The organism is Muriventricola aceti (assembly GCF_025567565.1).
GTDB lineage: Bacteria > Bacillota > Clostridia > Oscillospirales > Oscillospiraceae > Lawsonibacter > Lawsonibacter aceti.
The window spans coordinates 36,713-56,716 of sequence record NZ_JAOQKF010000007.1; the positions used below are offsets into that span (position 1 = coordinate 36,713).

Annotated in this window: 19 protein-coding genes and 1 riboswitch; of the genes, 2 read left to right on the forward strand and 17 right to left on the reverse strand. The window is 58.8% G+C overall.

All coding sequences use genetic code 11. The features are described from left to right. Nucleotides 1–114: 114 nt before the first annotated feature. Nucleotides 115–1,503 (reverse strand): MocR-like pyridoxine biosynthesis transcription factor PdxR, encoded by a 1,389-nt coding sequence (gene pdxR / locus OCV64_RS08810; RefSeq protein ID WP_147572186.1) that lies wholly within the window; start codon nt 1,501–1,503, stop codon nt 115–117. 132 nt (nt 1,504–1,635) lie between these two features. Between pdxR and OCV64_RS08815 the strand changes: the two genes are divergently transcribed. Then, nucleotides 1,636–2,160 carry an ECF transporter S component gene (locus OCV64_RS08815; protein ID WP_262669828.1) on the forward strand — a complete coding sequence of 175 codons (525 nt, stop codon included), beginning with the start codon at nt 1,636–1,638 and terminating at the stop codon, nt 2,158–2,160. Between the two features lie 108 nt (nt 2,161–2,268). On the opposite strand, the gene mgtE is transcribed toward OCV64_RS08815, so the two are convergent. From mgtE to hprK, 10 genes are all read right to left on the reverse strand, one after another. Continuing rightward, nucleotides 2,269–3,264 (reverse strand): magnesium transporter, encoded by a 996-nt coding sequence (gene mgtE, locus OCV64_RS08820; protein ID WP_147572184.1) that lies wholly within the window; start codon nt 3,262–3,264, stop codon nt 2,269–2,271. Nucleotides 3,265–3,500: 236 nt separating this feature from the next. Next, a riboswitch (M-box (ykoK) riboswitch) is annotated at nt 3,501–3,662 on the reverse strand. A 55-nt stretch (nt 3,663–3,717) separates the two neighbouring features. Next, a complete protein-coding gene (locus tag OCV64_RS08825) occupies nt 3,718–7,191 on the reverse strand; it encodes a DNA polymerase III subunit alpha (protein WP_262669829.1) in 3,474 nt (1,157 codons plus the stop codon). Nucleotides 7,192–7,270: 79 nt separating this feature from the next. Then, nucleotides 7,271–7,750, reverse strand: a complete 480-nt coding sequence (locus tag OCV64_RS08830; protein WP_186852106.1) for a GNAT family N-acetyltransferase — start codon at nt 7,748–7,750, stop codon at nt 7,271–7,273. Nucleotides 7,751–7,984: 234 nt separating this feature from the next. Beyond that, nucleotides 7,985–8,878 (reverse strand): DNA-binding protein WhiA, encoded by an 894-nt coding sequence (gene whiA, locus OCV64_RS08835; protein ID WP_186852105.1) that lies wholly within the window; start codon nt 8,876–8,878, stop codon nt 7,985–7,987. Nucleotides 8,879–8,880: 2 nt separating this feature from the next. Further along, a complete protein-coding gene (locus tag OCV64_RS08840) occupies nt 8,881–9,921 on the reverse strand; it encodes a gluconeogenesis factor YvcK family protein (protein ID WP_186852104.1) in 1,041 nt (346 codons plus the stop codon). Nucleotides 9,922–9,987: 66 nt separating this feature from the next. Continuing rightward, entirely contained in the window at nt 9,988–10,851 is an 864-nt protein-coding gene (rapZ, locus tag OCV64_RS08845; protein ID WP_147572179.1) for an RNase adapter RapZ, read from the reverse strand. Nucleotides 10,852–11,028: 177 nt separating this feature from the next. Then, nucleotides 11,029–11,940, reverse strand: a complete 912-nt coding sequence (murB, locus tag OCV64_RS08850) for a UDP-N-acetylmuramate dehydrogenase (RefSeq protein WP_147572178.1) — start codon at nt 11,938–11,940, stop codon at nt 11,029–11,031. Nucleotides 11,941–12,135: 195 nt separating this feature from the next. Then, complete coding sequence (locus tag OCV64_RS08855; protein ID WP_262669830.1) at nt 12,136–13,080, reverse strand: DUF4349 domain-containing protein; 945 nt, start codon at nt 13,078–13,080, stop codon at nt 12,136–12,138. Between the two features lie 131 nt (nt 13,081–13,211). Next, nucleotides 13,212–14,162: an ROK family protein gene (locus tag OCV64_RS08860; protein WP_240288888.1), complete on the reverse strand. Its 951-nt coding sequence runs from the start codon at nt 14,160–14,162 to the stop codon at nt 13,212–13,214. A gap of 2 nt (nt 14,163–14,164) precedes the next feature. Continuing rightward, nucleotides 14,165–15,118 carry an HPr(Ser) kinase/phosphatase gene (gene hprK, locus OCV64_RS08865; protein ID WP_147572176.1) on the reverse strand — a complete coding sequence of 318 codons (954 nt, stop codon included), beginning with the start codon at nt 15,116–15,118 and terminating at the stop codon, nt 14,165–14,167. Nucleotides 15,119–15,344: 226 nt separating this feature from the next. Here hprK and rpmB point away from each other — a divergent pair, with 226 nt between their 5' ends. After that, nucleotides 15,345–15,533, forward strand: a complete 189-nt coding sequence (gene rpmB, locus OCV64_RS08870) for a 50S ribosomal protein L28 (RefSeq protein ID WP_087288054.1) — start codon at nt 15,345–15,347, stop codon at nt 15,531–15,533. A gap of 58 nt (nt 15,534–15,591) precedes the next feature. Here rpmB and OCV64_RS08875 read toward each other — a convergent pair whose 3' ends face one another. The 6 genes from OCV64_RS08875 to hflX form a co-directional block, all read right to left on the reverse strand. Further along, nucleotides 15,592–16,353: a zf-HC2 domain-containing protein gene (locus tag OCV64_RS08875; protein ID WP_262669831.1), complete on the reverse strand. Its 762-nt coding sequence runs from the start codon at nt 16,351–16,353 to the stop codon at nt 15,592–15,594. Further along, on the reverse strand, nt 16,350–16,823 hold the full coding sequence (locus tag OCV64_RS08880) for an RNA polymerase sigma factor (protein WP_186852102.1): 474 nt from the start codon (nt 16,821–16,823) through the stop codon (nt 16,350–16,352). Before OCV64_RS08880 ends, OCV64_RS08875 begins: the two co-directional genes overlap by 4 nt. Before the next feature lie 209 nt (nt 16,824–17,032). Further along, nucleotides 17,033–17,683 (reverse strand): YigZ family protein, encoded by a 651-nt coding sequence (locus OCV64_RS08885; protein WP_186852101.1) that lies wholly within the window; start codon nt 17,681–17,683, stop codon nt 17,033–17,035. Between the two features lie 55 nt (nt 17,684–17,738). After that, nucleotides 17,739–17,933, reverse strand: a complete 195-nt coding sequence (locus OCV64_RS08890; RefSeq protein WP_262669832.1) for a helix-turn-helix domain-containing protein — start codon at nt 17,931–17,933, stop codon at nt 17,739–17,741. Between the two features lie 256 nt (nt 17,934–18,189). Further along, entirely contained in the window at nt 18,190–18,699 is a 510-nt protein-coding gene (locus tag OCV64_RS08895; RefSeq protein WP_262669833.1) for a GNAT family N-acetyltransferase, read from the reverse strand. Continuing rightward, a complete protein-coding gene (hflX, locus tag OCV64_RS08900; RefSeq protein ID WP_186852099.1) occupies nt 18,696–19,985 on the reverse strand; it encodes a GTPase HflX in 1,290 nt (429 codons plus the stop codon). Before hflX ends, OCV64_RS08895 begins: the two co-directional genes overlap by 4 nt. Between the last annotated feature and the right edge of the window lie 19 nt (nt 19,986–20,004).

The following is a 20,004-nucleotide window of genomic DNA, read 5'->3' on the forward strand; positions in this document are numbered from 1 at the left end:
AGGGACGACCCGGGAGGGAAGGCTACTTACGGGAGCGCGGACCCGCGGACGGACTACCAACCGCCTTGTGTTTTTATCTCTGCCCCTGCATTCTAATACAGAGCTGTCTCTCTGTCAATCCAGCAGGCCAGCCAGAAGCGCCAGGGCAGGAGCCAGCCGTGCGGGCGCTGTTCCCGGATAATTGACTACCAGAGTGTGGAGGGGGGCCGCCCCCGGCCGCTGCTGGTAGTCCGTGAGAAAGGAGAGCCTTACTCCGCGCGCCTCCATCTCCCTCGACAACCAACTGTCCTCCCTTTCCGTCTCCAGCTCCAGCAAAAAATGGAGTCCGGCCTCCTCTCCAAGCACACGGCAGCGGCCGGACAGAGGACTTTGGCCGATGGCTGCCAGCACCTCGTCCCGGCGATTTCGGTAAAAGACACGCATCCGGTTCACATGGGACTCAAAATAGCCCTCCTCCAGAAAGCTTGCCAGGGTATACTGCTCCATCGCCGGAACTGTACAGGAGTAGAAGCCTAGCCGACGTGGATATTCCTCCATCAGAGAGGGCGGCAGCACCATATAGCTGACACGCAGCGAGGGGGCCAGTGACCTGGAAAAGGTATTCATATAGATGACCCGTCCTGCAGCGTCTATGCTCTTCATCGCTGGTATAGGGCGCCCTGTAAAGCGAAACTCACTGTCGTAGTCGTCCTCGATGATATATCCCCTTTGCTCCTCCGCCCATCGCAGAAGCGCCTGCCGGCGCAGGATGGGGGTCACTGTCCCTGTGGGGAACTGGTGGTTGGGCGATATATGGAGGATCTGCACCCCCCTCTCCTCTACCTCCTGAGGGCGCACCCCCCGGCTGTCCATCGGAAGGGGGATGCATCCCGCCCCGTTCAGGCCGTATATTCTGGCCGCCTTGGAGTAGCCAGGGTCCTCTACCCCGTACAGCAGGTCCCGGCCCAAAAGCTGCACAATCAAATTATACAGGTACTCCGTCCCCGCCCCCACCACGATCTGCTCCGGTGCGGCGGAAATGCCCCGGAACTGGTAGAGATGTCGGGCGATTGCCTGCCGCAGAGGATAGACACCGTTGTGGGGCGTCGCCTGAAGCAGCTCGGCTCCCCGCTCCGTAAGTATTCTTCGCATCAGACGGGCCCAGACAGAAAAAGGGAAGCCCTCTGTCCCGCTTCCGGTCCCCCGCAGGTCCAGCCGCCACTCCCGCTGTTCCCTGTTCTTTTCCCTGGCCTCTGCCGGATTCTCCCTAACTGGTCCTGTCTCCACCGGGTTGACAAAATACCCCCGCTTTTCCCTGGCGTTCAGGTACCCCTCCGCCTCCAACTGGGCATAGGCGTTCTCCACCGTTACCACTGCGGTATTCAAATGGGTGGCCAGGGTCCGCTTGGAGGGCAGCTTTTCCCCCGCTTTCAAGCGGCCGGACAGGATGTCCTCCTTGATGCAGCGATACAGATAGTCGTACCTGGCCAGGCTCCCTCGCTTTTCCAAATCATAGGTCAGCATAAACAGCCCCCAATCTGGTCCTATAAAAAAGTTATAGTTTGGTCCTTTTAATCATATCAGATATGATTAAAATACAACTCAGTTGAAAAAGCAAGCAAAAATTTCCCCACCACTTTTAAAGGAGCGATCACCATGTCAGATACCAAGATCCGTAAGCTGGTATTAGCCGCCCTCTTTGCCGCGCTGTGTACCATCATGACCCTGGTCATCCAGGTTCCCTCCCCCATGCAGGGCTATGTCAACCTGGGAGACTGTGCCGTTCTTCTCTCCGCCTGGGTTCTGGGCCCACTCTACGGCGGGGCCGCCGCCGGCGTAGGTTCCATGCTGGCGGACCTTCTCTCCGGCTACGCTCATTATGCTCCTGGAACCTTCGCTATCAAGCTGGCGATGGCCGTAGTGGCCGCCCTGCTGTTTCAGGCTCTCCAACGGCGCCGCGCTCCAAATGTACTCCTCTCCCAGGCTGTGAGCGGCTTTGCGGCTGAGATCATCATGGTGGCCGGCTATTTCGGCTACGCCTGCCTGTGGCTGGGCAAGGGGCTGGCCGCCGCGGCCTCCGTGCCGGGGAATATCATTCAGGGGCTCTTTGGGCTGGCCGCCGCGGCCGCAGTCTACGCCGTACTCAGCCGCGGCCACGCCCTAACTCATATAACCCGCTGATTCCGACAAGGTCCCACCGCCGAAATCTTGCCCGCTAATCGAAAGAAGCTGGAGGAAAGGCACAGCCTTTCCTCCAGCTTTTCTCCTCTCTCCGCCGGGTATTCCGCGTCATATTCTAAGAAGCAGGACGGCGATACGAAAGTATACCATCAGGGATATCCCATCCGCGATGGTGGTGATCAAGGGGCTGGCCATCACAGCAGGGTCCAGATGGGCACGGCTGGCCAGAATAGGCAGGAAACAGCCCAGCAGCTTTGATACAATCACCGTCACTACCAAAGTCAGGCTGACTACTATGGCCACTATCAGATCCAGGTGGTCCAAAACAGTCAGTCGCAGCAGATTGACAGCGGCCAGGGTAATCCCACACAGCACTCCGACCTGTATCTCCTTCCAGGCCACCTTCCACCAGTCCCCATATCCTATCTCCCCCAGGGAGAGCCCCCGGATGATGGTGACGGAGGACTGGCTGCCGCAGTTCCCTCCCGTATCCATCAGCATGGGGATAAAGGCAGTAAGTACCACCTGGGCGGCCAGGGCAGTCTCATAATGGGTAATAATGGCCCCGGTAAAGGCCGCCGATACCATCAGCAGCAGGAGCCACAGCACACGCTTTTTGTAGATCTCCCACACGCTGGTTTTTAGATAGGGCCGCTCGGAAGGAAGGATGGCGGCCATCCGCTCCATATCCTCAGTGGCCTCGTCCCGCAGTACCTCCATGGCGTCCTCCGCGGTGACTGTCCCAACAAGCTTTCCCTCGTCATCCACCACGGGCAGTTCCACGCAGTCCGCCGCCTCCATCAGACGCACAGCCTCCTCCTGGTCATACTCCGGAGTAAGGACAGCCCTAGGGGCGGACATGGCCTGATCCAAACGGGCGCAGTCGGGCGCCGCCACCAGTTCGTAGAGGGTAAGAGCACCCAACAGGCGCCCCTCCTCATCCACCACATAGCAGCTGCTCATAAAATCCTGGGGCACACCCACCTGGCGCAGGCGGGCCAGCGCCTCCCGGGCACGCATCCGCGGAGAGAGCTCCAGGGGCTGACGGGACATGATAGCCCCCACAGTCCCAGGGATGGCAGGGATCATATTGATGTTCTTCATAACAGCTTCCTCCTTGTCGTCGAGTTCGGTTTTTTACCGTTTCGTGACAGGAGGTCCGGCAAACTCAGCCGGCTGTCTCGGCGCCCATCCCAGGACGCCGCGTACCATATTGAGTTTGTCCGCCGGGACCTCGACTGCCGCTGTCCATGAGATGTTCACCTCTCTTTGCTTCAAAATCGCTCCGGATAGAAAAGAGCACGCAAGCCGCGGCGGCGGCAAGCGTGCTCTGCACATACCCTATCATGCCACCGTCCAAGCTTTAGCATCGCGGGGCGGTGAAGTCGCGTTAAATCCTGCCTTCTGTTCGACAGGACCTGTTCAAACCAACGAAGGATGTCTCCATCCCTTTGCGGCAGCGACCCATATCCCCACGGTAGCCTTACCTACCGGATTACGGGGCTATTATATCCTCTTTCTGGCGGGCTGTCAACCCCTGGTTAAGCGGCTTGGCCGTCACTGCACCACCACGTTCTCCGCCCCCAGCCGTTCCGTCAGGTCAGCCACCAGGGCTGGATGGATTTGGCAGTAGGAGCCCACACGCTTTTTGCAGTCCTCAAAATAAAGCACCACCCGGCTCTCTCCGGGGAAAAAAGAGAGGGCCAGCCGGACCTTACGCAGGCGAGGGTCCTCTCTGGCGGGCAGGCGGAGGTAGAGCGTCTTTTCCTCCTCCCCTGTCATCTCCCCATTTAGGTCTCCCAGGGGGCGGATCTCATCTACCATGAGCTGTGGCTCCTTCTCGTCCCGGACAGAAATCCGGCCCGTAGCCAGGATCGCCGAGTTTTCCCTGATATGGCTGCCACTGTTCTCCAGCACTTTGGCAAAGCACAAAAGCTCCATCGAGGCAGTATCATCCTCCAGGTTGACATAAGCCATCAAGGTGTTATTCCGGGTGGTTCTGGTACGGTAAGTGGAAATAATACCGGCCACTGATACCCTCTGGTTGTCCCGGTACTCCTTAGGTCCATCCTCCCGCTGAAAGTCCAGCAGGATAGAGCCGATGCTCACCGCCCCCTTCCGCCTGGCCATCTCCCGGTACTGATCCATGGGGTGCCCGGACAGATACAGCCCGGTGATTTCCTTCTCCATGGTCATCAGCTCCTGAGCGCTGTACTCCGCCAGCTCCGGCAGGACCAGCGCGGGAAGGGGGGCGCTCTCCTCCACTCCGCCGAGCCCAAAGAGATCCAGCTGCCCCTCCACGTTCCGCTTCCGAGCCGCGGCAATCCCGTCCAGCACTTGGCCGTATACCTGCATCAGTTGGGACCTACGGTAGCCCATGCGGTCAAAGGCTCCGGATTTGATGAGACTCTCCACCACTCTCCGGTTTAGATCCTGGTCAAACATCCGATCGCAGAAGTCCATAAAGTCTGTAAAGAGTCCACCCTTTTCACGTTCTGACAACATGGCGTTTACAACGTTTCGCCCTACCCCCTTCAGGGCCACCAGGCCAAAGCGGATTCCTCCCTCTACCACAGTGAAATCGGCCTGGGACTCGTTCACATCAGGGGGAAGCAGAGGGATATCCATATCCCGGCACTCTGAGATATACTCCGCCACCTTCTCGGTGGAATCCAGCACCGAGGTGAGCAGAGCGGCCATGTACTCCTTGGGGTGGTGGCACTTGAACCAGGCGGTCTGATAGGCCACCACGGCGTAACACACAGCGTGGGCCTTGTTGAAGGCGTAGTTGGCAAAATCGTTGATTTCATCGTAGATAGACTCGGCAATAGCGGCGGGTACTCCGTTGTGCTCACAGCCGACAATATTCCGCTCCGGGTCCCCGTGGATAAAGGCAGCCCGCTCCCGCTGAATATCCTTCATTTTCTTTTTAGACATGGCGCGGCGCACCATGTCGGCCTGTCCCAGGGAGTAGCCTGCCAGCTGTTGGAAGATCTGAATGACCTGCTCCTGGTAAACGATACATCCATAGGTATTGGACAGGATGGGCTCCAGGGCCGGGTGCTTATAGGTAATCTTGTCCGGATTGTTTTTGCTGGCAATAAAGCGTGGAATGGAATCCATGGGGCCAGGGCGGTAGAGGGCGATGATGGCGGTGATATCCTCGATATTCTGTGGCTTGAGGCCGAGGCACACCCCGGTCATTCCCGCAGACTCCATTTGGAACACACCGGAGGTCTTCCCCTCTGACAGCATAGACATGGTAGCCGGGTCGTTCAAGGGGATGCTTTCTAGTGTAAAGTTCTTTTCCTTGCTTCGGACCATTTTGACCGCGTCATCCAGAATCGTCAGGTTACGCAGTCCCAGGAAGTCCATTTTCAGCAGTCCCAGCTCCTCCAGAGTGGTCATCACATACTGGGTAACAGGCAGGCCGTCGTTGGTCGCTAGGGGCACATAGTCGCAGACCGGCTGGCTGGTGATAACCACACCCGCAGCATGGGTGGAAGTATTCCGCGGCATCCCTTCGATGGCCATGGCGGTATCGATGAGCTTTTTGATGCTCTCATCCCCGTCATACAGCTCTCTCAGCTGTTTAGACAGCTTCAAAGACTCCTCCAGCGTGATGTGCAGCGCTCCAGGACCACTGGGGATAAGCTTGGCCACCGCATCCACATCTCCGTAAGGCATTCCAAGAACCCGCCCCACGTCCCGGACAGATCCCCTGGCCGCCATGGTACCAAAGGTGACGATCTGGGCCACATGGTCGGCGCCATATTTTTTGTTTACATAATCAATGACCTCTTGCCGGCGGCGGATACAGAAGTCAATATCAATATCGGGCATGGATACCCGCTCTGGGTTGAGAAATCGCTCAAAATACAGGGAGTACTGCATGGGGTCCAGGTCTGTGATATTCAGGCAGTAAGACACCATGGAGCCGGCAGCCGACCCGCGCCCCGGTCCCACAGGGATGTGGTTTCCCTTGGCAAACGCGATAAAGTCGGACACAATAAGGAAATAATCCACAAAGCCCATCTTACGGATCATATCCATCTCGTATCGCAGCTGCTTCCGATATTCCTCAGGCTGGTCCGGATAGCGGCGTGCAAAGCCATCCATACACAGCTTTTCAAAGTACGCCTCCCCGTCTGTCCAGCCCTCTGGGAGCTGAAAGTGGGGCAGGTGATATTTTCCAAACTCAAATTCCACATCACACAGTTTGGCAATTTTGGCAGTGTTCTCCAGCGCCTCAGGATAGTTGGGGAACAGTGCGGCCATCTCATCCTCTGACTTGACATAGAACTGGTCGGTTTCAAACTTCATACGATTGGGGTCGTCCACAGTCTTGCCCATTTGAATGCACATCAGAACGTCCTGTGTCTCCGCATCCTCCTGGCGGAGATAGTGGGCGTCGTTGGTGGCGATAAGGGGGATGCCTGTTTCCTCATGGATGCGGACCAGCGCGGCATTCACCTGCTTCTGGGCCGCAATGCCGTGGTCCTGGAGCTCCAGGTAGTAGCCGTCCTCTCCAAACAGCTCCCGCATCTCCAGTGCCACCGCCTTAGCCTGCTCATACTCCCCCGCCAGCAGCAGCTTGGGCAGTTCTCCGCCCAGGCAGGCGGAGCAGGCGATCAGGCCGCCAGCGTGCTCCCGCAGTAAGTCCATGTCGATGCGGGGCTTAATGTAAAATCCCTCTAGATAGGCCTGAGACACCATATAGGACAGGTTTCGATAGCCCTCCTCGTTCCGGCAGAGGAGCACCAGGTGGCGGGAATCCGCGTCAAACTCATGGACCTTTTGGAAGCGGGTGCGGCCCCGTGGCGCCACATAGACCTCGCAGCCGATGATGGGTTTGATCCCCTCGGCCTTGCAGGCCCGGTAAAAATCAATGACTCCATACATACAGCCGTGGTCAGTGATGGCCACCGCATCCTGCCCCAGCTCCTTGACCCGCTCCACCAGCTTTTTGATCCGGCAGGCTCCGTCCAGTAAGGAAAACTCCGTATGCAGATGTAAATGGACAAAGGACATAGCCTTTTCTCCTCCCTGGGACAAACTGCCCCACCACTTCTTCATTTCTCGCTCTAAAATTTGATTTCTAGAGTGCGGTTCACTCCGCCGCCTGCTTTAGCCTCTCCCCCGTGAGGCGGTAAGTAGTCCACTCATCCATGGGAGTGGCGCACATCTTTTGGATATAAAAGTTAATAGAAGGGGTGTTCCAGTCCAGGCAGGCCCATTCCAGCCGCCCGCACCCACGTTCCACCGTGATACGGGCAAGTCTCTTTAGCAGGGCCTCCCCGTAGCCCTTTCCACGCTCCTCAGGCAAAACGAACAGGTCCTCTAGATAGATGCCCGCCCGGCCCAAAAAGGTGGAGAAGTTGTGGAAGAACAGAGCAAAGCCCACCTCTCTCCCACCGGCCGCAGCGAAGATGACCTCCGCCTTCTGTTTCTCAAAAATCCATTCCCGCAGCAGCTCCGGTGTGGCCACCACCTGGTCGGACATATGCTCATAATCCGCCAGAGCCCGGATAAAGGACAGGATCAACTCCTCATCCCCTGGGACCGCGGTCCGAAATGTACAAACTGTCATCGTATCTCTCCTTGTCATAGGCGCGCTTTTGATTGGCTAGGGCCTGTCCCTCTTACCGCTTTTTTCTTAACTGCTTTTTGCTTCTCTCCGCTTCCCCTGTCCATGGGTCCTATATTTCCATATTGAACCAGAGAACAGCGGGGCAGCTCAAAATCTGTCAGTTTGTGCTTTGGGACTCCCAGGGAATGCGACCCGGCTAACCATTTTGCGCCTTCCCTGCATACGCCCGTTCATCTATCCTTCCTCTCTCCCCAACTCTACCAGCTTCCGCAGGCGGTGGTTCAGTGCTGACTTGGTGATCGGTGGATCACACCGCTCCGCCAGCTGGGACAGGGTGTCCTCTGGATGGGCTAGTCGAAGGGCGGCGGTCTCCTTCAGCTTGTCCGGCAGAAGGGCCAGCCGGCCCCGCTCCTCCAGGCGCCGTATGGCCTCCAACTGGACCATGGCCGCCTCCACCGCCTTATCCAGATTGGCGGCATCACAGTTTACCCTTCGGTTCACGCTGCCCCGGATGTCCTTCTCCAGCTTGGCGTTCATCACTTCCATAGCGGACACAGGGGCACCGATGGAGGTAAGAAAATCCTCGATCCGGTCACTCTGCTTAAAGTAAATGACAGAATTTCCCTTCCGCTGGGCCGCTTTGGGCTCCAGCTCCATTTCCCGCATCAAGGCCTCCAGCTCCCGGCTGACGCTCTGGTGCGTGGTAGCCAGCTCCAGGTGGTAGCCCTTTCTGGGGTCGGTCACCGATCCGCCCGCCAGGAAGGCTCCCCGCAGAAAGGAGGTCCGGCAGCAGCTCTCCTCCAGTACAGCAAAATTCAAATGGAGGGCCAGCGCGCCCAAGTCGCTGCCGAAGGTCTGATGGACAGCCGCCAGCTTATCCCGGTCCATGATGGAGAAGATATACTTCCCCTCCCCGTCTGGCAGGCGGTCAAAGGTGATACGAAACGCCTTTTTCAGCAGTGGAGGCAGCCGCTTGGCAAAGGCTTCGCTCTCTGTCATCACCCGGATCTCCCGGGCACTGAAGGTATTGCAGTAGAGCAGCACACCGTAGGCCTCCGCCTGGGCACAACACCGCCGGTTGAGTGGGATCCGGCATAGCTCAGTCTTTACATCTCCGGAAAAGGACATGGTCATTCCTCCAATATGTAGCGCCTCTCTCCCCGGAAGATGCGCACCGCCCGCTGACGGTAGATCTCCAACAGGGCGGCCGCCAGCTTATCCGGGTCATGGCGGGCAAAATCGCCCTTGTCGGAGGCCAGAGGCCGCTCCTCCAGCTCCAGCCCCATCGCGGCGACGCGCTCCCGGTCCACCGTTAGAGGCGCCGCGTCCTCCACCCGGTATTTCTCCACTAGCCCAGGATGAACTGGCGCACTGTTGGCCAGACACAGGTCCAGCAGCCCCGGCTCCCCGTGGACCAACAGGGCTTCCAGGTGGTCAGCGGCGGTATACCCCTCTGTCTCTCCATCCTGAGTCATGATGTTGCACACATAGATCTTTGGCGCGTCCGACTGGGCGATGGCTTTGGCCACCCCGTCCACCAGCAGATTGGGGATCACACTGGTATACAGGCTCCCCGGGCCCAGCAGGATCAGATCCGCGTCACGGATGGCCTCCAGAGCGGCGGGCAGAGGGGCGGGCCGCTCTGGGATCAGCGCCACCCGAGAGATCCGGCAGTCCTGCTCTTTTTTAAAATGGTATATCTTGGACTCTCCCACCACACGGGCCCCGTTTTCAAAGATGGCCTCCAGCTGCACGTCCGCACTGGTAACCGGGATGACTCGGCCCGTGATCGCCAGCACCTGGCTCATCTGGCTGACCGCCTCCTCAAAGGAGCCGGTCACCCCATTCAGGGCCGCCAGAATCAGGTTGCCAAAGGACTGTCCGGAGAGGGAGCCCTCAGTAAAGCGGTAGGTCAGCAGCTTCTCCATGATGGGCTCCGTGTTGGCCAGGGCCTCCATACAGTGGCGGATATCACCCGGGGGCGGCATTCCAATATCCCGGCGAAGCATTCCAGAGCCTCCCCCGTCATCCGCCACAGTGACGATGGCGGTCAGATTCTTGGTATATTTTTTTAAGCCGCGCAGCATGGTGGAAAGGCCCGTACCGCCGCCCACAGCGACGATCTTGGGCCCCCGCTCCCACTGCTGGAGGCTGGGCAACGTATCGCTCATAACCGCTCCTTTCCCTGAAAGGACAGACCTGCTCCGTGTCCCGTATCCAGGCCACGGCCCCTGCCATCAGTTTCTTCCCAAGTCCCGGTGGCTCTCCGCCACAGGCCAGCCCTGCCCTCTGATCCGCTCGGCTAGAGCATGGGCGATGGCCACGGACCGGTGGTGCCCGCCGGTGCAGCCCACGGCGATGACTAGAGCCGTCTTGCCCTCCTCCTCATACCGGGGAAGGAGCCAGCCCACCAGGGCCCACAGCCGCTCCAAAAACTCCTCTGCCTGGCCGCCGTGAAACACATAGTCCCGCACCCCCTGGTCCAGTCCGGTAAGGGGACGCAGGTCAGCTACATAGTAGGGGTTGGGCAGGAAGCGGACATCCAGGACCAGATCGGCCTCCATAGGCACCCCGTGCTTGAATCCGAAGGAGGACACCCGAATGTCCATCCGCCCCTCTGTGGAACTGCCCTTAGCAAAAATGCGGCGCAGCTCTCCCTTCAGCTTGGCGGGGGACAGATTAGTGGTGTCGATTATATATTCCGCCCGCCGGCGCAGGGGCTCCAGCATCTGCCGCTCCAGAGAGATGGCCTGCTCCAGACTGTCGCACTCCTCGGCCAGAGGGTGGCTGCGGCGGCTCTCCTTATACCGCTTGATAATAGTTTCGTCCGAGGCATCCATAAAGAGGATCCGGTAAGCGCACTTCATGGCCTTCAGGTCAGTTAGGGCCTGGAACAGGCTATCAAAGTTGGTGCCGCCCCGGATGTCGGTGACCAGAACCACCCGGTCATACTCCCCGGAGCCAGCCATACCGAGTTCTGCGAACTTGGGGATCAGGGGGGCGGGCAGATTATCCACACAGAAGAAATCCATATCCTCCATAAAAGAGGCGGCTTTGCTCTTTCCCGCTCCGGACAGGCCGGAGATGATAACAAATTCCATCCAATTACACCTCACCGCCGCCTCTCCGCCAAGGACCAGGCGGCTTTTCTCTTTCTATAAGGTCCAACAGGCGGCATGGGACCTTCCACCGGGTAGAGCGGCAGGCCCCTAGGGCAAGCACCTGGACACCTCTATTCCTAGAGCATAAGCCAGCGGCTTGTCGCCAGGACCCTCCCGTCACCGGAGGACTTTCACTTCCATCTCCAGTGCTACGCCAGTTTCCGCCAGGACACGGGCCTTCACCCGCTCTACCAGCTCCAGCACATCCGCGCAGGTGGCGCCTCCCCGATTTACGACGAAACCGGCGTGCTTCTCCGACACCTGAGCGCCTCCCACACACACACCCTTCAACCCACACTGATCGATGAGGGCGGCAGCGAAGTGGCCTGTCGGGCGCTTGAACATAGAGCCGGCGCTGGGGTATTCCAGAGGCTGCTTCTCGCTGCGTCGCCGGGCCAGTTCCTCGATTTTCGCCCGGATCTCCTCCGCTTCCCCTTGGGGCAGAGAGAACTCCGCCTTCAGGATAAGCCAGTCGGGGTGCCGAGCAAAGATGCTGCTGCGGTAGCCAAACTCACACCCGGCGGCGGGGATGGTATGCTCGTTCCCCTCCCCATCCAGATAGGTGACGGCAGTGACCACCTGGGACAGCTCACCTCCATAGGCCCCGGCATTCATCATTACACCGCCCCCCAGGGACCCCGGTATGCCGTGGGCGAACTCCAGCCCGGCCAATCCCCGGCCCAAGGCCGCCCAGGCCAGACGGGCCAGTGAGATCCCACTCTCCGCCCACAGGCGGCGGTTCACCTCCTGGGTCTGATCTAAGCCGCACAGCTTCACCACAAATCCTCGGTAGCCCTCATCCGGCACCAGCAGGTTGGAGCCGTTGCCCAAAAAGAAGGGACGGATTTCCAGCTCCCCGGCCGCCCTCACCGCCGCCTTTGCCTCCCCTACTGTTCTGGGCAGGGCCATCAGGGCCGCCGGGCCGCCAATCCGAAAGGTGGTATGCCGAGACATAGGTTCCTCCGTCCTCAGCTCCAGCTCAGGGCAGCGATCTCTTAAATTACGCAACAACTGTTCCAATCGATCCATATTGCCTCCTGGCATCCTCAGGATAAAATCATGTACCGAATTATTATAACAAATTTTTTCTCCAAATAGAATAGGCAGAATCAGAAATATATCCTCTCCGGGCTCCCTCCTCTGTTCGGTCAGTACCCCTTTCACGGGTTCCACTCCGTAATGCCGCAAAAAATGGGCCCCTCCCTGTGTGGGGAGGGGCCGGTTTTACGGTTCCTGCTTTTCAGACTGCTCCGTTTTCCACTTCTTATACTTTCTCAGACCTGCCCATCCGCCAATGGCCGCGGCAGCAATCAAGATGACTAGGACCACCAGGTTGTAGGACATCCACACCAGCAGCTCCTGAGCGCTCCGGACAAAGCCCTCGCAGCTGGCCTTGAAGCCGGCGGTCATCCGCTGGCCGAGGGTAGAGCTCTCCCCCACCTCCTGGACCACCTTTCCTACCTCTTGCAGATAGATGGTAAAGGTAGAGTAGCTGATCAACGCATCGTAGCGGTTCAGGGTGGAGGACAACTGCTCGATCTGATACTCCACTTCACCCAGGGCATTTTCCAGTGAGATGATATCCTCCATGGTGTTTGCCTGTTCCAGCAGGGCAAGCAGGCGCTCCTGCTTGGTCCGCTGCGTCTTCAACCGGGTCTCAGCGTCATAGTACCGCTCCCCCACGTCCTCGCTGCTCTCGCTGCTCTCCGTGATATAGCCCAGTGTCCCGGCGCTATTGAAAAAGTCGCTGTACCGCTCTGCCGGCACTCGGACGACGTACTCCCCCCAGCGGCTGGCACTGGCATCCCGGTAGCTCCCTCCGCGCACAGCGGCGGTTTCAAAATATCCCCCGCACTCTGACACTAGACGGTCCAGGGCCTGGGCCGTCTGGTCGAACTGCTCCGTCTGGATGCTGAACTCCGCCCGGCGGACCAGTTTGGCTCCGGCGTTCTGATAGACGGAGCTATCCGTGCCCTGTTCGTCCGCGCTGGGCTCCATAGGAGCGGCCTCCCCGCCAAAGCCTATGTCCCAGCCGGAAGATATGTCCGCGCTGGAAGCCGTGTTTCCCGCAGCGGCCCCAGAGTCCTTGCCATTGTTTCCGCTGCCACAGCCTGCCAGCAGCAAAAACAGCAGAGTCAGCCCCGTGGCCAGTGTCTTTTTTCCTCTCATAACAGATCCCCCTTTTTCATTTCGTCTCGACTCTTTCGCGCGTCACTTCCCACCAAGGTGAAAGCCTTCCGCGTCCTCTAATTCTCTAGACGAAATCTGTGGGATCTGGTTCGGATTTTTTTATTAAAATTTTATATCATGTCGCACAGCAGAGCGGCCCCTACCACTCCGGCGTCGTTGCCCAGTGCGGCCCGCTCCAGCCGGGTGGGCATGGATTTGTCATAGGAGCCCTTCTTTACCAGCTCCCGCAGGGGAGTCAGCAGCAGATCGTCGTCCGCGTTGCTGATGCCACCGCCCAGACAGATGATTTGGGGCTGTAAGATATTGACCAGATCGATTAGACCTATGGACAGCCCCTGGCGGTAATTCTCCAGCACCCGAAGGGCGGTTCCGTCCCCCTGTCTGGCCCCCTGGAAGGCGGTCCGCCCCTGGACCTTGGAGAGATCGCCGCCGCATAGCTCCCACAGAACACTGTGCCGGTCCTGCTCCATCGCCTGGCGGGTCATCCGAATGAGGGCGGTGGCCGAGCCATACTGCTCCCAGCAGCCGTGATTGCCGCAGCCGCAGGGGGCACCGCCGGGCTGGATAATCATGTGGCCCGCCTCCATGCCCGAATTGGCATACCCGGTAAACAGCCTGCCTCCCGCCACCATACCGCTGCCGATTCCTGTGCCCAGGGTGACCACCACTGCCGGGTCACAGCCTTTCGCGGCGCCGGCCCAGTACTCACCGATGGCCGCACAGTTGGCGTCGTTGCCCAAAAAGAACGGCACATCCCACTCCTGCTGGAACAACTGACGCACCGGCGTATCCCGGAAGGGCATATTGGCGGTCTGGACTACCACGCCGGTCCTGTTGTCCACCAGGCCCGGAAAGCCGGCTCCCACAGCTTGGATCTGATCCAGGGCCACCCCCTCCTCCCGGCATACCTCTACGGCCAGCCGGACCAGCTGGCGACACAGCCCCGCGCCATCTAGGGACTTGTCCACCGGCACCCCAGCTTTCCTCAGGATACTGCCCTCCCGGTCCACCAGACCGGCGACCAGGTTGGTCCCTCCTACATCGATACCCACATAGTACATGGTCACAGATCTCCCTCTTCCATCAGCTTTTCGAAGTGCCGGTCCATCCGGTTGGTCAGCTCCAGAGCGGCATTGTGGCCCATCTTGCGGTTGCGGTTGTTCATGGCCGCTACCTCGACAATACTGGCCAGGTTCCGGCCGGGCTTCACCGGGATAGTGGCCTCCGGCACCTTGACCCCCAAAATATCCGTCTGCACGGTATCCAGCCCCAGCCGGTCGTAGACCGCATGGTCGTCCCAGGGCTCCAGGTCGATGACCAGATCGATCTGCTGCTTGTCCTTGATAGCTCCCATACCGAATAGCCGGCGCACGTCGATGACTCCGATGCCCCGCAGTTCCATGTAGTGCCGGATCAGTTCGGGAGCAGTTGCCTCCACAGTGCCGTGGTTCGTCAGGCGGATCTCCACCGCGTCGTCCGCCACCAGGCGGTGGCCGCGCTTGATCAGCTCGATAGCTACCTCGCTCTTACCCACGCCCGACTCCCCCTGGAACAGAACACCCTCTCCATATACCTCCATCATAACTCCGGACCGAGTGATTTTGGGGGCCAGGCGGTCACATAGGCTGCCGATCAGGTTGCTCATGAAGGCGGAGGTCTGTGCCTTGGTGCGCAGCACCGTGCGGTCGTACTTTTCCGCCATCTCCATACACTCAGGGAAGGGCTCCATCCCACGAGTGACGATCAGGCCGGGGACCGGGTAAGACAGCAGCGCCTCAAAGCGTTCTCTCCGCTTCTCCGGCTCCAGTGTCTCCAAATAGGTGTACTCCGTCAGACCGATGAGCAGCAGCCGCGCGGTATCAAAATGCTCAAAAAATCCAGTCAGCGGCAGACCGGGACGGTTTACGTCCACCGTCCGGAGTGGGACGTTCTCATAGTTTGTTCCTTTGTTCAGCACCTCCAGACCAAATTCCTGGATAATATCTCCCAGCCGGACACTGCTTATTCCTTCCGCCATTGGGACACGCTCCTTTCACTGTGTTATCAATGGGGCATCCCCCCTTGATCTTCCTTATTTTTCAGTATAGACGAAAAGCGACTGGGACGCAAGCGCACCGCCCCTCTTTCTAAAATTTTTTCGTGGCCAGTTTTTGAAAAAAGTGCTTGCATTCTGCCGGAATATCTGTTATGATATCAGTCGAAGCTTTTTGGAAAGCGATTCTCATAGCGAGGAGGTAAGCAACATGGCCAAATGCGAATTCTGCGACAAGGGCGTCACCTTCGGCATCCAGGTCTCCCACTCCCATCGTCGTTCCAACCGCACCTGGAAGCCCAACGTGAAGCGCGTGAAGGCGATCGTGAAGGGCACTCCCACTCACGTGTACGTCTGCACCAGATGCCTCCGTTCCGGTAAGGTCACCCGCGCTGTGTAATGGAATATGGCAAATAGAAAGTCAGCCGCCCATACGGGCGGCTGACTTTTTTAGTCCTCTATCCATCTGTGTACTCTCCCTGGCCGTTTATCACGATATCCCAGACATAGTTTAGATAGGCCCATCCCGGCCGGTCGGTCCGAGTATAGTAATCGATCATATACACGGTTCCATCCTCCTCCAGCAGATCAGACAAAATCGGAACGGTTTCCATCTCCCAAATCTCCTCCCCGATCTGAACTACCACATGTGTCTGATCAGTTACCTCCAGGACCTGTGCCACGCCCGTATGGGCGGTATATCCGGACATCCAAACAAAGTAGGCGATCTGTGCCCCTGCCAGTAGCGCCAGGGTCAGCGCCAGAGCCCAATACCGCCGCCAGCGTTTTTGCCGTACTATACGCCATAGCACCGCGATCAGCCATATCCAGGTGGCCGCCACAGTAATCAGGATCACCAGGTTAAATATCTCATGAAGGCCGTAGGACACATATCGGTAATTCCCCTGACCCGCCATTCCCTCCTGCCAGAGGTACACCATCCAGATCATAACGATGGCAAAAATGCCGACTAACGCCCGCACCACATGAAAGCCCACCGTCCTTGCTGTCCGCTCCAGCACCTTGGCGCCGTCCTCCGGCGGGGCAGCGGAGGGGGAGCCGGGGATAATTTCCTCCTCCCCTCTTAGCTTGTCCAGCAATTCCCGGCAGCTCTGACAGTCTGTCAGGTGCTCCTCCACCAGTTTGGCGCTTTCCTGACTGCATACCCCGTCCACATACAGGGGCAGCAGGTCACGGATGATATCACAGTTGTTTTTCATTTTTCTCCCTCCTCTATCATGGCTCTTAATTTTTCCCTGGCCCGGTGATAGGTCACACGGGCCCAGCTCTCACTCTTCCCGTATTGAGCAGAAAGCTCCTCATAGGGGCGCTCCTCCAGGGCCTTAGCTACAAAGACAGAACGGTATGGCTCCTCCAGGCGCTCTACCAGATCCAGCCATTCCCAGAGGGAGCTATCCCACGCTCCGCGCTCCTGACACACCGGAAACGGCTCCCGCCGCCTCCGCGTCTCATGGGTCAGCCAGGTATTTTTTGCGATCTGGCACAGCCAGACAGACAGCCTGCACTCCCCTTTGAAGCGGTGGATATGAAGCAGAGCCTTAACAAAGGTATCCTGAGTTAGGTCCTCCGCCTCTTGTGGAGGGCATCCACGGCTGACAAGAAAGCGATATACCAGCCTTGCGTTTTCCCGATAGACCAATTCAAACTCCCGGTAATCTTCCCAGCTCAACCGTTTCTCCCTCCCCCTTCTGTTTTTAACTATAAGACTATCGACGAGGCCCTTTTGTTACAAAGAAACACTGCACCGCATCAGAAAAGGCCGCCCATGGGCGGCCTTTGAAGTGTTTTTTCCGACGTACACGCTGCCGAAAAAAACAGATTATCATTCTTTCGCGCCTTCCGGCGCGAAAGAATGCGAGGCTTTTTTCTAAGCAGCACTCAGCTCTCATCCGCCGTGGGAAGCCTCCAGGGGACATCCTTAAACGCTTCTCCGGCCTCCAGCGCCTCCACGGTACCGGCGGACACGTCCAGGATGTGGGCGGCAAAGTCCTCCGCCCGCTCCTCGGGCAAGAGGGCAGACAGCACGACGTCCACCCCATAGTCCACAGCTTCCACCACGCCGCCGAAGGAGCCGATCTCCCGGCGCATCCCCTCAAACTGGGCATAGGTGCAGGGGACCTCCATGGCCACCCACCGGCGGACCACCGAGATCCCCGCCCCGTCCAGGGCGTCCTTGGCGGCGGCGGAATAGGCCCGAACCAGCCCCCCAGCCCCCAGGAGGATCCCACCAAAGTACCGGGTGACCACACACACCACATCATTGACGTTCTCCCGTTGGAATACATTGAGCATGGGCTGGCCCGCCGTGCCCTGGGGCTCGCCGTCGTCGGAGTATCGCTCCACGCCCCCCTCCCGCAGCCGGTAGCACCAGCAGTTGTGCCGGGCGTCATAGTGCTTCTTTTTGGTCTCCTCAATCCGGGCCCTGGCCTCCTCCTCAGAGGACACCCGCCACACCTGGCCGATAAACCGGGATCGCTTCTCTACCAGTTCTGTCTGGCTGTGCTGGGTAGGAATATAGTATTCGATCATATAGTCACCTCAGTGCAGATAGTATGCGTTTGACCAGCCCGCCGGGCGGGGCACCCTATTCCTCCTCGGGAAACATCTGGATGTCCAGCGCCTCGCAGATGCGGAAGAACTGTTCCAGAGAAGGATTTTTACGGCCTCTCTCTATTTCACTCAAAAATGTTTGCGTAATCCCAAGCTGCTGGGCCAGTTTATGCTGGCTCAGGCCTTTTGCTTCTCGCTTTGCTCTCATAATCTTACGATAATCCTTCATTGCAATCACCTGCTTTCAATTATAGTATAGCTGATAGCTATTCTTTTTGAAACAAGAGCTTACAGCTCTTGCTCGATTTAAGGTGATAGTATGAAGACCGCAGCGCATGGCTGGAAGACTTTTCCGAAAGCTGTGACTCCCTGCTGGAAGACGCCATTCTCCTTCGTGTCGCCATACGGTATCTGACCACGACCTGTTCTCCCTGAGCGGGATCTTTACAAAATAAGCGGGACGGCGCTGGCCGTCCCGCCTCTCCTTATTTCAGCTTTGCGTACATACAGTAGTCGTGGAGCTGTCCATTTTTGACTACTCCCCGCGCCATCACGCCCTCCAGATGGAAGCCTGCCTTCTCCAGCACCCGCCGGGAGGCAGCGTTATGGGCATAGGGCTCGGCAAAGATGCGAACGATATCCCAGCGATGGAAGCCCAGGCGGCACATCTCCTCCACAGCGGCCGGCATAATGCCTCGGCCCCAGAATTCCCGCCCCAGCCAGTAGCCCAGCTCGGCGGAGCGGCGGTATACGTCTGTCCCTCTGGTCAGGGCAATGCTGCCCACTGCTTGCCCGTTCACAGAGATGGCTCGGAAGATAGCCTGTCCCTCATCCGCCGCCATACAGCTTTGGATAAACTCCCGTGCATCGGACAGGTGACAGGGGGCAGGAAATATGTCCCGGAGATTGGCCGCCACCTGGGGGTCATCTGCGTACCGGGTAATGGAGGGGGCGTCCTCCGGACGCCATTCCCGAAGCTCAAAGCCCACCGTCATTCCTCCCAGGGCTCTCTGTGAGGCTTCCACCCCTCCACCAGAGGGCCAAGCTGGCCGATGACCTTGGGGGTGCAGACCGCCACCACGTCGATGGTCTCACCATACTCCACGTTCTCCACCTTCGCGTCCTGGTATAGCTTTTCCAGCAGTCCGCCCCGGTCATAGGGCAGATGGATCGTAACCCGCCTGGCTCCGTTGTCCAGCCGCTTCCCTATGGCGGCCAGCAGCTCAGGCACCCCCTCCCCGGTCTTGGCAGAGATGGATACAATGCCCTCCCCGTGGGGCCGGATGTCCCCCGTCCACAGGTCGCACTTGTTGAATACCTCGATGCGCGGAGTTTGGTCCGCTCCCAGCTCATGGATCAGTTGGTCCACCACCTGGGCCTGTTCCCTCCACTGGGGGTTCGAGGCGTCGATGATGTGGAGCAGCAAATCGGCATACTCCAGTTCCTCCAATGTGGCCTTGAATGCCTCTACCAGATGGTGGGGCAGCTTACGGATGAAGCCCACCGTGTCGGACAGCAGTACGGTACAGGTGTCAGAGATCTCCAGAGTCCGGGTAGTGGTGTCCAACGTGTCGAAGAGCCGGTCGTTTGCCGGGATTTCCGCCCCGGTCAGGTGGTTGAGCAGTGTGGACTTGCCCGCGTTGGTATACCCTACAATGGCCACCACCGGGACCTCGTTCTTGATGCGGCGCTCCCGCTGGGTGGCTCGTACCCGGCGGACCTCCTTCAAGTCCCCCTCCAGCTTGGATATCTTTTTCCGGATATGCCGGCGGTCGCTCTCCAACTGGGTCTCGCCGGGGCCACGGGTGCCGATGGCGCCCTCCTGACGCTCCAGGTGCTTCCACATACCAAGCAGCCGCGGCAGCAAATATTTGTACTGGGCCAGTTCTACCTGGAGGCGGCCCTCCTTGGTTCTGGCCCGCTGGGCAAAGATGTCGAGAATGAGGGCGGATCGGTCCAGAACCGCCACTCCCAGGTCCTCCGTGAGGGCCCGCTGCTGTGAGGGGGAAAGGGCGTTATCAAAGACGACCATGTTGGCATCCATGGCTTGGACCAGCTCTTTTACCTCGGCCACCTTGCCCTCCCCGATAAAGGTGCGGGGGTCTGGGCTGTCCTTGGACTGGGTGACCACACCCACGGTCTCTCCCCCCGCAGTCTCCAACAGAGCGGCCAGCTCCTCCATCGTCTCCTCGGTGGCGTTCTCCTCCTGGGACATGCTGAAGGCGTTCAGCCCCACCAGCACAGCCCGGTCAAATTTTTCTTGCGTAAGTTTGTCTGACATTTTTCCTCCGAATCACAGC